The organism is Citrobacter sp. RHBSTW-00671 (assembly GCF_014103415.1).
Classification (GTDB): domain Bacteria; phylum Pseudomonadota; class Gammaproteobacteria; order Enterobacterales; family Enterobacteriaceae; genus Citrobacter.
In genome coordinates, this window is sequence record NZ_JABXPR010000001.1 from 612888 (window position 1) to 625882 (window position 12995).

Annotated in this window: 14 protein-coding genes; 9 read left to right on the plus strand and 5 right to left on the minus strand. The window is 44.6% G+C overall.

All coding sequences use genetic code 11. The features are described 5' to 3' along the window. Window positions 1-113 precede the first annotated feature (113 nt). Entirely contained in the window at window positions 114-572 is a 459-nt protein-coding gene (gene dut / locus HV261_RS02935) for a dUTP diphosphatase (RefSeq protein WP_061066835.1), read from the minus strand. Further along, window positions 550-1770, minus strand: coding sequence for a bifunctional phosphopantothenoylcysteine decarboxylase/phosphopantothenate--cysteine ligase CoaBC (gene coaBC, locus HV261_RS02940; protein ID WP_202039650.1), 1221 nt, complete (start codon window positions 1768-1770; stop codon window positions 550-552). Before coaBC ends, dut begins: the two co-directional genes overlap by 23 nt. A gap of 171 nt (window positions 1771-1941) precedes the next feature. On the opposite strand from coaBC, the gene radC reads away from it, so the two are divergent. From radC to mutM, 4 genes are all read left to right on the plus strand, one after another. Next, complete coding sequence (gene radC / locus HV261_RS02945; RefSeq protein WP_202037399.1) at window positions 1942-2607, plus strand: RadC family protein; 666 nt, start codon at window positions 1942-1944, stop codon at window positions 2605-2607. 218 nt (window positions 2608-2825) lie between these two features. Further along, window positions 2826-3062, plus strand: a complete 237-nt coding sequence (gene rpmB / locus HV261_RS02950) for a 50S ribosomal protein L28 (protein WP_003024071.1) — start codon at window positions 2826-2828, stop codon at window positions 3060-3062. A gap of 22 nt (window positions 3063-3084) precedes the next feature. Continuing rightward, window positions 3085-3252, plus strand: a complete 168-nt coding sequence (rpmG, locus tag HV261_RS02955; protein WP_003024094.1) for a 50S ribosomal protein L33 — start codon at window positions 3085-3087, stop codon at window positions 3250-3252. A 98-nt stretch (window positions 3253-3350) separates the two neighbouring features. Continuing rightward, window positions 3351-4160, plus strand: coding sequence for a bifunctional DNA-formamidopyrimidine glycosylase/DNA-(apurinic or apyrimidinic site) lyase (gene mutM / locus HV261_RS02960; RefSeq protein ID WP_202037400.1), 810 nt, complete (start codon window positions 3351-3353; stop codon window positions 4158-4160). A gap of 49 nt (window positions 4161-4209) precedes the next feature. Here mutM and coaD read toward each other — a convergent pair whose 3' ends face one another. The 3 genes from coaD to HV261_RS02975 form a co-directional block, all read right to left on the minus strand. Next, window positions 4210-4689 (minus strand): pantetheine-phosphate adenylyltransferase, encoded by a 480-nt coding sequence (gene coaD / locus HV261_RS02965; RefSeq protein WP_005122615.1) that lies wholly within the window; start codon window positions 4687-4689, stop codon window positions 4210-4212. Window positions 4690-4697: 8 nt separating this feature from the next. Then, on the minus strand, window positions 4698-5975 hold the full coding sequence (gene waaA / locus HV261_RS02970) for a lipid IV(A) 3-deoxy-D-manno-octulosonic acid transferase (RefSeq protein ID WP_202037401.1): 1278 nt from the start codon (window positions 5973-5975) through the stop codon (window positions 4698-4700). Between the two features lie 246 nt (window positions 5976-6221). Beyond that, complete coding sequence (locus HV261_RS02975) at window positions 6222-7211, minus strand: glycosyltransferase (protein ID WP_202037402.1); 990 nt, start codon at window positions 7209-7211, stop codon at window positions 6222-6224. Between the two features lie 311 nt (window positions 7212-7522). Here HV261_RS02975 and HV261_RS02980 point away from each other — a divergent pair, with 311 nt between their 5' ends. The 5 genes from HV261_RS02980 (at window position 7523) to HV261_RS03000 (ending at window position 12893) form a co-directional block, all read left to right on the plus strand. Continuing rightward, entirely contained in the window at window positions 7523-8773 is a 1251-nt protein-coding gene (locus tag HV261_RS02980; protein WP_202037403.1) for an O-antigen ligase family protein, read from the plus strand. A 281-nt stretch (window positions 8774-9054) separates the two neighbouring features. Next, window positions 9055-10059, plus strand: a complete 1005-nt coding sequence (rfaQ, locus tag HV261_RS02985; RefSeq protein WP_411961642.1) for a lipopolysaccharide core heptosyltransferase RfaQ — start codon at window positions 9055-9057, stop codon at window positions 10057-10059. 21 nt (window positions 10060-10080) lie between these two features. After that, window positions 10081-11205: a glycosyltransferase family 4 protein gene (locus HV261_RS02990; RefSeq protein WP_202037405.1), complete on the plus strand. Its 1125-nt coding sequence runs from the start codon at window positions 10081-10083 to the stop codon at window positions 11203-11205. After that, window positions 11198-11995, plus strand: a complete 798-nt coding sequence (gene rfaP / locus HV261_RS02995) for a lipopolysaccharide core heptose(I) kinase RfaP (protein ID WP_202037406.1) — start codon at window positions 11198-11200, stop codon at window positions 11993-11995. The genes HV261_RS02990 and rfaP overlap by 8 nt, the downstream gene beginning before the upstream one ends. Before the next feature lie 127 nt (window positions 11996-12122). Next, window positions 12123-12893 carry a glycosyltransferase family 25 protein gene (locus HV261_RS03000; RefSeq protein ID WP_202037407.1) on the plus strand — a complete coding sequence of 257 codons (771 nt, stop codon included), beginning with the start codon at window positions 12123-12125 and terminating at the stop codon, window positions 12891-12893. Window positions 12894-12995: the final 102 nt, after the last annotated feature.

Here is a 12995-nt window from a genome sequence, read left to right on the forward strand (position 1 = left end):
ACAAAATACCCCTGAAAATAAGCACTTGCCAGGCAGGCATCCACACAGCGACCGCAAACGACTGTTTGCGGTATGTTATTGCGTTATTACGCTGCGGGATGCTTCTTTACGGGTTACTTGCGCCCGGAATGGCCGAAGCCGCCTTCGCCACGATCGGTGGCTTCAAACTCTTCCACCAGATTAAATTCAGCCTGCACAACCGGTACAAAGACCATCTGTGCAATACGTTCACCAGGTTCAATGGTGAAGCTATCCTGGCCACGGTTCCAGATGGATACCATCAGCTGACCCTGATAGTCGGAATCAATCAAACCGACCAGGTTACCCAATACGATACCGTGCTTATGACCCAGACCAGAGCGTGGCAACATCACCGCGGCCAGTGAGGGATCGGCGATATGGATGGCTAACCCGGTTGGCACCAGCGTCGTTGCGCCAGGCGCTAATTCTACGGCGTCATCAAGACAGGCACGCAGGTCAAGTCCGGCAGAACCAGAGGTGGCGTACGTCGGGAGCGGAAATTGTTTCCCTACGCGCGGGTCCAGAATTTTAACGTCGATTTTTTTCATCATAACGGGTCACGATCTCGTCGAGTAATAATTGGCCCAGGAGTTCTTTGCGCTCAAGCGGTAAGACTTTATCTCCATCCTGCCAAAAAAGGTGTAATGCGTTGCTGTCGCTGTTAAATCCTTGAGTAGAAAGCGAAACATCGTTCGCGCAGATCACATCAAGGTTTTTGCGGAGGCGTTTTTGCCGGGCATATTCTTCCACATTATTTGTTTCGGCGGCAAACCCAACGACAAAAGGACGGTTAGCATCCAGTGCGGCAACGCCGGCAATAATATCCGGGTTCTTGATCATTTTTACTGTTAATTCATCGCCCTGCGTCGCCTGCTTTTTGATTTTTTCGTGGGCGACGGTCTCCGCGCGATAATCAGCAACTGCGGCGCAGCCAATAAAAATATGCTGCTGCTGCACTGAAGATTGCACGGCTGCTTCCATTTCCAGCGCGGTCATTACATCAATGCGCTGCACAAATGGCGGTGTGGGTAACGAAACAGGACCCGACACTAGCGTGACGTTTGCCCCGCGTTTTGCGGCAGCGGCGGCGATAGCAAATCCCATTTTCCCGGAGCTGTGATTGGAAATGTAACGCACGGGATCCAGCGGTTCACGCGTCGGGCCCGCCGTAATCATGATATTGAGATGTTGCAGATCGTTTACAGACGAAAAATGTTCTGCCGCTATATCCACAATTGTTAAGGGATCCAGCATACGGCCAGGCCCGATATCGCCACATGCCTGACTACCACTGTCGGGTCCCCAGATAAGCAAACCGCGGGAGGCGAGGACGTCAAGATTATGTTGAGTGGCGGCGGCGCGGTACATTTGCTGGTTCATGGCCGGCAGTACTGCAACAGGAGCAGGAGTCGCCAGACAGATTGTTGAAACCAGATCGTTGGCCATACCTGCTGCGACGCGAGCAATCAGATCTGCCGTGGCGGGGGCCAGAATAACCAAATCGGCCCATTTACCCAGTTCAATATGACCCATTGCGGCTTCGGCTGCGGGGTCAAGCAGGCTGTCGGAAACGGGATAACCCGAAACCGCTTGTAAGCTCAGGGGAGTAATAAACGCTTTTGCCGCTTCGGTCATCGCCACGCGGACGTCAGCGCCGCGTTCCCGTAAACGACGCACCAGTTCAGGGGTTTTGTAGGCAGCTATGCCGCCACTGACGCCAAGTACGATTTTTTTACCGGCCAGGCTCATCATGATCTTTCCTGTTGGGTTTCACCAGAAGGCGGATATTTTATCACAATCCGCAATGAGTCGTGCTTTTGCCCGCGCTTCAGTTTGCGAGCCGCTACGAAGAAGCGATAACAGAGCGTCGATTCGCGACAGGCGTTATGCCACTATGCGGACGCGAAAGGAGGGGGAAGCATGGAAAATACAGGACGTATGATGCCCCGGGAAAAACTGTTAGCGCAGGGGGCTGGTTCACTTAGCGATGTTGAGCTGCTGGCGCTTTTTTTACGCACCGGGATTCTGAGTAAAGATGTGCTGACGCTGGCAAAAGAATTGATTCAGCATTTTGGTTCGCTGTATGGCCTGTTATCAGCAGACTATATGGCGTTTAGCCACGTTCACGGCATTGGCCTTGCGAAGTATGCACAGCTTAAAGGGATTGCCGAACTGGCAAGGCGCTACCATAACGTGCGAGTGATGGAGGAGCGCGCGTTACTTAGCCCGGAAATGGCGCGAGAATTTCTGCAAAGCCAGCTCGCGCAAGAGGAACGCGAGATCTTTCTGGTGATCTTTATGGATTCTCAACATCGCGTGATTAAACACAGCAAACTTTTTTCCGGCACGCTTAGCCATGTTGAGGTGCATCCGCGAGAAATTGTCCGTGAAGCGATAAAAATGAATGCGTCAGCGGTGATCCTTGCACATAATCACCCTTCGGGTTGTGCAGAGCCGAGTAAAGCAGATAAACTCATCACCGAGCGTGTTGTGAAATGCTGTCAGTTCATGGATATCCGGGTGCTTGATCATCTGGTCATTGGGCGCGGAGAGTACGTTTCTTTTGCGGAACGCGGTTGGATTTAACGCACTTTACGCGATCCATCGGGATCTTTGTCTGTTCGGGACTTGAGCATAACGCCGGGTCAGCGTATACTACGCCACCTTTGAGAATCTCGGGTTTGGCATTTGGGCCTGGCAATCGAGAGTTCACTTAGAACTATGCGATGACCGGGCTGTAAAGCCTGACGAGGCGCCGATACCCCATACGAAGCTCGAGCTAATTTGATTTTTGGAGAATAGACATGTCCCGAGTCTGCCAAGTTACTGGCAAGCGTCCGGTGACCGGTAACAACCGTTCCCACGCACTGAACGCGACTAAACGCCGTTTCCTGCCTAACCTGCACTCTCACCGTTTTTGGGTTGAGAGCGAGAAGCGTTTTGTCACCCTGCGTGTATCTGCTAAAGGTATGCGTGTAATTGATAAGAAAGGCATCGAAACAGTTCTGTCCGAACTGCGTGCCCGTGGCGAAAAGTACTAAGTACTTAACGAGGAAATAAATCATGGCTAAAGGTATTCGTGAGAAAATCAAGCTGGTTTCTTCTGCTGGTACAGGTCACTTCTACACCACCACGAAGAACAAACGTACTAAACCGGAAAAACTGGAACTGAAAAAATTCGATCCAGTTGTCCGTCAGCACGTTCTGTACAAAGAAGCGAAAATCAAATAATTCTCGTTTTGATGTAAAGAAAAACCCTGCCTCGGCGGGGTTTTTTGTTTTCTGGCCGTCCCCATATTAATGAGACCTGTTACAGCGCCGGAGATGCTATGCCTGAATTACCTGAAGTCGAAACCAGTCGCCGTGGTATTGAGCCGCATCTGGTAGGGGCGACGATTCTACACGCCACTGTGCGTAATGGTCGTTTGCGCTGGCCGGTATCTGAGGAAATCTATCGCCTGAGCGATAAACCTGTACTGAGCGTACAGCGCCGCGCGAAATACCTGCTGCTGGAACTGGCGGATGGCTGGATTATCATTCATCTGGGGATGTCGGGTAGTCTGCGTATTCTTCCTGAAGAACTTCCCGCAGAAAAGCATGATCACGTCGACTTAGTGATGAGTAATGGCAAAGTCCTACGGTATACCGATCCTCGACGTTTTGGCGCCTGGCTGTGGACGAAAGAACTGGATGGACATAATGTCCTCGCTCATCTTGGCCCAGAGCCGCTGAGCGACGATTTCAACGCCGTTTATCTCCAGCAGAAATGCGCAAAGAAGAAAATGGCGATAAAACCCTGGCTGATGGATAACAAGCTGGTGGTGGGGGTGGGAAATATCTACGCCAGTGAGTCTCTCTTTGCGGCTGGTATTCACCCTGACCGCCTGGCATCATCGCTGTCGAAAGATGAGTGTGAGCTGCTGGTGCGCGTGATTAAGGCTGTATTGCTGCGCTCTATCGAGCAGGGTGGAACGACGCTGAAAGATTTTCTGCAAAGTGACGGTAAGCCAGGCTATTTTGCTCAGGAATTACAGGTTTATGGACGTGAAGGTGAGCCTTGCCGCGTATGCGGAGCGCCAATTGTTGCGACTAAGCACGCTCAGCGAACGACGTTCTACTGCCGTCGCTGTCAGAAATAACATTCATTGCAGGCCGGATAAACCTTGTCGGCTTACCCGGCTAAATGCGCTACTTCAGCTTATCCATTAGCGCCTGATGAACATTCTTGGGCAGGAAGTGGGTCACGTCACCCTGGTGGCGGGCGACTTCTTTAACCAGCGATGATGAAATAAACGACCACTCTTTAGAAGGCATCAGAAAGACGCTTTCCAATTGCGGCATTAGGTGGCGGTTCATGTGCGCCAGCTGCATTTCATACTCAAAATCTGCTACCGCGCGCAGGCCACGAATCAGAATATTAGCCTGATTATCGCGGGCAAAGTTTGCCATTAAATCGCTAAATCCCATGACGTCTACATTACCCAGATGCGCCGTTGCCTGCTGTGCCAGTTGAACGCGTTCTTCCAGCGTGAACATCGGTTTTTTACTGGGGCTTGCGGCAATTGCCAGGATCACGTGATCAAACATGCTTGTCGCACGTGTCACGATATCAAGATGGCCGTTAGTTATGGGATCGAAGGTTCCTGGATAAATCGCCCGTTTTTGCATGACAGCCCTCAATGCGTTTTGGGTGGCAGGTAAGGTTCCAGCAGCTGCAGCAGACGCTGTAGCGCGCCCTGATTTTGATACAGTACTTCAACAGCATGGCGACCATAAAAATTACGATAATCTTCATCGGTCAGTAGGGACGAAATCTCTTTCACCAGCGTGGTGACGTCGGTGACGGTAATCAACCCACTTGCCTGTTCCAGTCGGGCGCAAATGTCTTTGAAGTTAAAGGTATGTGGGCCCATCAATACAGGAATGGCATGTGCCGCTGCTTCCAGTGGGTTGTGCCCACCACGCTCAACCAGAGAGCCGCCGACAAAAGCAAGATCGGCAATGCCGTACAGCAGCATCAACTCACCCATCGTGTCGCCAATAACCACCTGGGTACTTGAGGACGGAACTTCGCCAGAAGAGCGTGTGGTAAAGCTTAGACCAGCCTGGCGCACGAGGTTAATGGCATCCGGGAAGCGCTCAGGGTGTCTGGGTACCAGAATCAATAAAAGATTCGGGAACTGGTGTAACAGCGCCTGATGAGCTGCGATGATGATGCTTTCTTCCCCGTCATGCGTACTGGTCGCAATCCATACCGGGCGATGAGGTGCCCACTGGCGTCGTAACGTAACCGCTTTAGCGGCCAGCTGTGGGGTGACGGAAATATCAAACTTCAGGCTACCGGTGACGGTGACCTGATTGCTTCTGGCTCCCAATGTAATGAAGCGAGCGCCATCTTCTTCGTTTTGTGCAGCAATCAGCGTAATGCGGCGTAATAGCCTGCTAACAAATTTCCCTAATTTAGCGTAGCCAGCGGCTGAACGAGCGGAAAGGCGTGCGTTGGCGATGACCAGCGGAATATGGCGCTTATGCAGAGCGGCGATCAGATTTGGCCAGAGCTCGGTTTCCATAATTAGCACCAGTTTGGGGTCAACTTTATTCAGGAAACGGTTCAGTGCATCCGGTAAATCATAGGGAAGATAGATATGTTGAACGTCTGTGCCAAAAGCAGATTGCACGCGCTCAGAACCGGTTGGCGTCATGGTTGTTACCGTGATCGGCAAATCCGGGTAACGATGTCGCAGAGCGCGGACTAATGGGATTGCTGCCAGCGTTTCACCCACGGAAACTGAATGGAGCATGATGCCGCCTGGTTTCAGTGGGCGGCGATAAAAACCGTAGCGTTCACCCCAGCGTTTACGGTACGCCGGAGCTTTACGTCCGCGCACCCAAAGCCGTATCCAGATCAAAGGCTGAATAAGGTAGAAAAGAGCGGTGTAAAGCAATTCTAGCATAATAGTAGCTGGCTTATGGATGTGCTGGGGATTCTATGTATTTAACTATGGCTTTACCATCATTTTTGCTGATTTTTTGAGGAAACTGTACGGATCACGAGAAAGGGGGCCTGAGTTGTGTTGTCCCGCTTGGTAATCTCTGCAGTGGAAGGCTAAAAACGGAATGGTTATGGTCATAAAAACCGAACACTTTATAGAATATGCCAGAAACATAACCATTCCTGAAAATACAATAATATCAATGCATTAGCGTTTTTTCTGTGTTTGGTACTTGTTAACTAAATACTTAACATAGAAAATAAAAGCACCGAGGAGTTGGCCATTGTGTTTTAAATGTGTGCTTTTTCGCGATAGCTGTTTATACGTAGTGGGTGCCAATAAAGGAATATCTTTCCACGGTGAATTCGCTCTGGCTATTTTGAAGTATTCTACTTCAGCATAATATTGCGCCCAGTCATGCCAGGGTTTAGTGACGCCGACATAATGAATGAATACCGTTTGTGATGTGATTTTAAAGGCATCCCCCCCTTTCTTGGCTAACGTATCGATGTTAAAGAATGAATTGAATTTATGGTCCAAAATTTTTACGCGATCATTAAAGAGAACATTCAACGCATCCTGATCGGGATGTGAGAAACGGTTTTCATTGACCTTTGAAATGACCTGTAGAGTCAAATTAGTATCTTTTAATTCTGGAAGATTAAAATACATAAAGCCTGAGTTGAAGTACAGGCCTGGATTGATACCGGCAACAGCAGATGTATCGACAAAGCTATCATGAACAGCCATTAATACATTGCCATTAAATTCTTCCGTGAGTAACGAGGCAAGGCTTCCTTTACATATAATATCAGAGTCTAGATATATAATGCTGCTGAGTTTATCGGCAAAGTAATCGATTGCAATAAGTCGGAAATAGATTGAGTAATTCCATGCCTTAGATGCAGTAGGTAGATTTTTTAATTCATTATCATCCAGTACATAAAACGTAATGCGGGTATTGTATTGACTTGCCAGGACAGAAAAAAGACGAAGTTGATGTTCATCAAGATAATTAGTGAAAATATGGAAATGGAAGTTCAGATCACGATTATTTAAAAGTACCGATGTTATTGAAACGCCCGTACCGTAAAGAAAGGGTCTGTCAGCGCCATAGGTAATATTGACACATGTACTTTTTTTATCGTCATTTTCAATATGTGCATTCTTAATATATTTTATTATATTTTCTTTCACATCTTTTTCCTTTTGATTCTTTCAGAGTGCACGCGTGTTTATGTAAGACAAAATGGCTCTCCTGTCGGCATAGAATAGAACAAACTGTAAAGGAAGGAAAGAGATACTTGGAGGCTAAATTTCTTTTATTAATCATTATGTTATGTGAAAATCTTTTTGTGACCAGAATGAAGGTACACGGTGAGAGGAAGAGACTAAAATTAATGGGGGATTTTTACGATGTTATATAATAAGATATGCCCCATAAATCGTGCGAGCGAGTGTTTGTCGTTGATTAACAAGGCAATTTGAAGAAGTGAGATTTGAATTTTATGAATCAAGTAAGATACAGTCAAAATGGTAATATCTTGATTTTAAGCAAAGTTGTATTGATTTTAATGATTTTTGGGTTATTTACGATAGATAATCAAGGGGTGCTAAATATGACCTCTGTGCTCGCTGTAGTTTTATCTATTTACTATATTAAAGCCAATAAAATAGATATTAAAAACATTGTGCTCGATCTCATGCAGAAGAGAAAATTATTGTTACTCTTCACGTTATGGTGTGTTTTCTGTATAGTATTTTTCACCTATGAAGATAAGTCTCTTGATGCTTTTATCATATTGATAAAAGACTGGCGTTACCCGTTAGTGATGATGTTGTTTTTTGGCGCATTCAGTAAACATATCACCTCACTGAGACAGTTTTTTGTCATTGGTGCGATACTTACTCTATCCTATATTGTCTTAGTGGTGCCAATTTTAAGAATTATAAAAAATAACCCGCAGGAACTGTATCTACAGCTTCGCTATGGTTTCGCTTTCTATGTTGTTATGCTATTTCCGTTTGTATTAACAGGGGCGATCTTATTCAAGAATCACTTCCTGAAAACAGTATTATATATCATCTCTGCGCTTGCATTTGTCTTTTTATCATACACCGGGAGCCGGGCAGGGATCTTAGCAGTTGTTGTTGAGATTTTCCTGATTTCATTTCTGGTGGGTAAAACCATCAAGAGATTTATGGCTGCCGCCTGTGGCTTGCTAGTTATAATGGTTGTTTTGCTTATCGGGGCCTACAACACAGTGGGTCAGGTAAAAATGAAAGTCGATCAAACGCTGCAAATGAATAACGTCACATCCAGTCGTGATGAAATTATCTTAGACCGTTTCCCATTAGTAATGGAAAATATCAACAATGCCGTCTTTGGTATTGGATATGGAAATTCTACATACAATCAGTATTTAGAGGACCATAATGCGCCGAAAAATGGCGGGGTATATTCTGAGCGGAACAATGGCTATAATATAGATGAACCATTCTTTATTATAATTCTTTATAATGTTGGGGTAATTGGTCTCTTCTTATTTACTGCGGCCTTTTTCATTACATTTAAAGATATATATATCCGAGCCAGAAGCCAAAAGGATATTTTTAGCATTTCATTACTGTGCTCTCTTGTTGGCTATATTCTGGTATATTGTTTATTTGAAAAGATGTTCATAAATGTCTTTTTATTATACAGCGTAGCTATCCTGATGTTGTATGACAAAAATGAGTCAGGAAAAATAACGAATTAAAATTAAGATGAGCCTATGTGACGTAGTTGAGAATATAGGCTCAATTATTCATAATATGATAGATAGTCTCATATATTGTAAATATTCATTTTTTTCTAATTCACATAGAAAATTTCTATAGATATCGAATTGTCAAGTGATTAGTGGTATAATATAAGCGATAAAATAAGATGGTGTGATCTGCAGTACACAGGTAGCTGTTGAGCCTGGGGCGGTAGCGTGATTTGAAAATTAACAATAACCTGAAAGGGTAGAGTGTGAAAAAGATCCTGGTAATAAAAATGCGCTTTCACGGCGATATGTTGCTAACCACACCGGTCATCAGCACGCTTAAAAAAAATTATCCTGATGCTGATATTGATGTTTTACTCTACGAAGATACCATTCCTATTTTATCTGAAAATCCCGATATCCATGCTTTATATGGGATAAAAAATAAAAAGAGCTCTGCTTTTGAGAAAGCAAAAAATTTCTTAGCGCTGATCAAGGTACTACGTGGTAATCATTATGATTTAGTGGTCAACCTTACCGATCAGTGGATAGTTGCTTTACTGTGTCGTTGTTTGGATTGCCCAATAAAGTTGACACATGATTTCTCGCACAGAAATAAGAAATTCTGGCGCGACAGTTTTACTCATCACGTTCCTCTAAGTGGCGATCATTGGGTTGAACGTAATTTGTCTGTGCTGACGCCATTAAATCTAAAAGAATCAGTCCCGGTACTGAAAATGGTTTATGGTGAGCAAGTCTGGCAATCTGTTCGGAAAAAACTTCCTCAAGTTGATACCCAGAAGTATGTTGTTATACAGCCTACGGCGAGACAAGAATTCAAGTCGTGGGAGAATGATAGATTCTCCCTGGTGATTGATGCGATACATCATTTGGGGTATCAGGTTGTACTGACTTCTGGACCCGGTGCCAGCGATATTGCCTGCGTCGATGAGATTGCCAGGGCATGTGAAACCAAGCCGTTAACTGAAATTGCCGGGAAGACAACATTCCCTGAGCTTGCTGCATTAATTGATCATGCTGTGCTTTTTATTGGTGTCGACTCTGCCCCGATGCATATTGCCGCAGCTGTTAAAACCCCCATCATTTGTCTTTTCGGCGCCACCGATCATATCGCCTGGCGACCATGGTCTGATGATGTGGTTCAATTTTGGGCTGGTGATTACCAACCAATGCCTGTGCGTGAAAAACTTGATCGAAGTAAGAAATATTTATCAGCTATACCTGCGGAAGACGTGATTGCAGCCATAGCGTTACGGTTACCTAAACTCGATTAATAAAGCATCCGGATATATAAAATGGTTATTGCTTTCTGTTTGTATAAATATTTCCCTTTTGGTGGGTTACAGCGTGATTTTTTGCGTATAGCGTCGACAGTCGCATCACGTGGACATCATGTTCGGGTTTACACACAATCATGGCAAGGAAATATTCCAGACAGCCTGGAGATCATCATTGTTCCTGTGAGGTCATGCTCCAACAACGGGAAAAATGCTGAGTATCATCGGTGGGTAAGTAAACATCTTGAGTGTAATCCAGCAGACCGGATCGTTGGGTTCAATAAAATGCCTGGGTTAGATGTTTATTATGCTGCTGATGTCTGCTACGCAGAAAAAGTCGCGCAAGAAAAAGGTTTGCTCTATCGTCTGACACCGCGATACCGGCATTATGCCGCCTTTGAAAAAGCTACATTTGCTGAGGGAAAATCAACACAGCTGTTAATGCTAACCGATAAGCAAATTGCGGATTTTCAGAAGCACTATCATACTGAGCCCGCGCGTTTTCATATCCTTCCGCCGGGGATTTATCCTGACAGAAAATACAGCTCTCAGCCAACAAATTGTAGAGCTAGCTTCAGGAAAGAAAATGATATCAGTGATTCCCAGTATTTAATTATACAAATCGGTTCTGATTTTACCCGTAAGGGTGTCGACAGAACTATCAAGGCGATCGCTTCCTTACCGGAAGCTGTCCGTAAACAAACGATTCTTTTTGTTGTGGGTCAGGATAAGCCTGATCGCTATATAAAGCTGGCAACAGAGTATGATGTTGCTGACAATATCAAGTTCTTCCCTGGCCGTAATGATGTCTCAGAGTTAATGGCAGCAGCCGATCTATTGATTCATCCGGCATACCAGGAAGCCGCAGGGATCGTGCTGGTTGAAGCAATTGCAGCAGGTTTACCTGTCATAACAACGGCAGTATGCGGATATGCTCATTATGTTAGAGATGCTGAGTGCGGGATTGTTATTGATGAACCGTTTGAACAAAAATTATTAAATGAAGCTGTTTATTTATCTTTAACTGACTCAGGGCAGAGAAAAGCATGGAAAGAGAATGCACAACACTTTGCTGATACTCAAGACCTTTATAGTCTACCTGAGAAAGCAGCTGATATTATTATAGGTGGTGCCCATGGTTGAGTTAAAAGAACCATTTTTATCCTTGTGGAAAGGGAAAGATGCTTTTTCTGAAGTGCAGAAGCTGCAGGGAGAAACATTTAGGCAGCTCGAAACGCGTAGAACGATTAGGTTTGAGATTGCAGGTAAAAGCTATTTCCTGAAATGGCACCAGGGAACTAAACTGAAGGAAGTTATCAAAAACTTATTCTCTTTACGTTTGCCGGTACTCGGAGCTGATAGAGAATGGAATGCTATACACCGTTTGCAGGAACTGGACGTTGATACAATGCACGGTGTTGGTTTCGGGCAACAAGGTATAAATCCGCTCAACCGTATCTCATTTATTATAACTGAAGATCTGAGTCCGGCGGTTAGCCTGGAAGACTATTGCGCAGATTGGTTGGTGAATCCACCTGCGCGAAAAATTAAAATGGCATTAATTGAGCGTCTTGCCATTATGGTCAGAAGGATGCATCAGGGAGGCGTTAATCACCGTGATTGCTATCTCTGTCACTTCTTATTGCATCAACCGGCCAATTTTGAGGATAATACGTTCAAACTGTCGGTTATTGATCTGCACCGAGCTCAGATAAGAAATGCGGTTCCTATTCGTTGGCGCAATAAAGATCTGATTGGTTTGTACTTCTCCTCGTTAAACATTGGGTTAACGCAAAGAGACTACTTCAGATTTCTGAAGATATACTTTAAAAAAGACATTAATCAAATTATTCGTGATGAGTCTGATCTCTTTGCAACTTATGCAAGAAAAACTGATAAGATTATTAATCATACATCAAAAAATAAACTATAAATATGAAATAATAGACTTTGTATAGCTACATAGAATAGTTAGTTAAGTTTATTCAGCTGGCCAGTAATTGTTAACCTTTATTTCATGATGACTGTGCTGGCTTAATTATATTAGAGGGTTTGAACTCATGCACGTGCTGGTCATTTCGCTTCCTTTTGACGATGCCCGACGAAAACGCGTATCAGATATAATGAATGAATTAAATATCGAGTATTCGTTTGTTGATGCTATCTATGGGAAAAATTTGTCTGCCGAAGAAAAGCGCAAGATACCGTTAACTGACTTTCAGCACAGGGAAAACCATACGCCTACTGATGGTGAACTGGGTTGCTCACTAAGCCATATGAAGGCATTTAAACAGTTTGGGCAGAGTGGGCAAGATTGGGTTTGTATTCTTGAAGATGACGCAATTATCGATCAGGATTTTAAGGAATTTATATCGACTGTCGATGAAAGTGTTCTCAATAAAGACGCGTTATACCTACTTGGTGGGCAGGATGGTTTAAGGTATAAGAATAAAGTTGTCTTAAATTTGCTTAAACTCAAGAAAATTGGTGGACAGACCTTCGGCAAAGTCATATTTGGTCATGGATATGTTTTGCGAGCCTGCGGTTATTTAATGAATTCTGTAACAGCTCAAAAACTTGTTTCCCGTTTTGAAAATAACTTCTTCATCATAGACGAATGGGCATATCTGATGCGCCAGGGGTATTTTTCTGATATATACCTGGCAAACTTTGTCCATCACCCTGAAGAGTTGTCCGGGAGCTGGTTAGAGAAAGAACGTAAAGAGATAAAGAGTCACAAGAAGAAGCAAAAATCACTTTTCAGACGTAAAATTTCCTCCTCATACTGGCATGCCCGACGAATTATTCTTGGTTTATGTTGGTGGAAGTAGATGAATGCAACAATGCTTAATCGTGGATGAAATACGATATAGTGCATAGTTTTAGTCAGCTGCAGATATGTTAAATAGCAAAGCGATTGTATAAGAACGAAT

What these genes read in the sequence shown, in the direction of transcription:
- coaD (WP_005122615.1), bottom strand. Translation starts at nt 4,689, where the DNA reads ATGCAAAAACGGGCGATTTATCCAGGAACCTTCGATCCCATAACTAAC.
- mutM (WP_202037400.1), top strand. Translation starts at nt 3,351, where the DNA reads ATGCCTGAATTACCTGAAGTCGAAACCAGTCGCCGTGGTATTGAGCCG.
- waaA (WP_202037401.1), bottom strand. Translation starts at nt 5,975, where the DNA reads ATGCTAGAATTGCTTTACACCGCTCTTTTCTACCTTATTCAGCCTTTG.
- rpmG (WP_003024094.1), top strand. Translation starts at nt 3,085, where the DNA reads ATGGCTAAAGGTATTCGTGAGAAAATCAAGCTGGTTTCTTCTGCTGGT.
- HV261_RS03000 (WP_202037407.1), top strand. Translation starts at nt 12,123, where the DNA reads ATGCACGTGCTGGTCATTTCGCTTCCTTTTGACGATGCCCGACGAAAA.
- coaBC (WP_202039650.1), bottom strand. Translation starts at nt 1,770, where the DNA reads ATGAGCCTGGCCGGTAAAAAAATCGTACTTGGCGTCAGTGGCGGCATA.
- rfaQ (WP_411961642.1), top strand. Translation starts at nt 9,055, where the DNA reads ATGCGCTTTCACGGCGATATGTTGCTAACCACACCGGTCATCAGCACG.
- HV261_RS02980 (WP_202037403.1), top strand. Translation starts at nt 7,523, where the DNA reads ATGAATCAAGTAAGATACAGTCAAAATGGTAATATCTTGATTTTAAGC.
- radC (WP_202037399.1), top strand. Translation starts at nt 1,942, where the DNA reads ATGGAAAATACAGGACGTATGATGCCCCGGGAAAAACTGTTAGCGCAG.
- rpmB (WP_003024071.1), top strand. Translation starts at nt 2,826, where the DNA reads ATGTCCCGAGTCTGCCAAGTTACTGGCAAGCGTCCGGTGACCGGTAAC.
- dut (WP_061066835.1), bottom strand. Translation starts at nt 572, where the DNA reads ATGATGAAAAAAATCGACGTTAAAATTCTGGACCCGCGCGTAGGGAAA.
- HV261_RS02990 (WP_202037405.1), top strand. Translation starts at nt 10,081, where the DNA reads ATGGTTATTGCTTTCTGTTTGTATAAATATTTCCCTTTTGGTGGGTTA.
- rfaP (WP_202037406.1), top strand. Translation starts at nt 11,198, where the DNA reads ATGGTTGAGTTAAAAGAACCATTTTTATCCTTGTGGAAAGGGAAAGAT.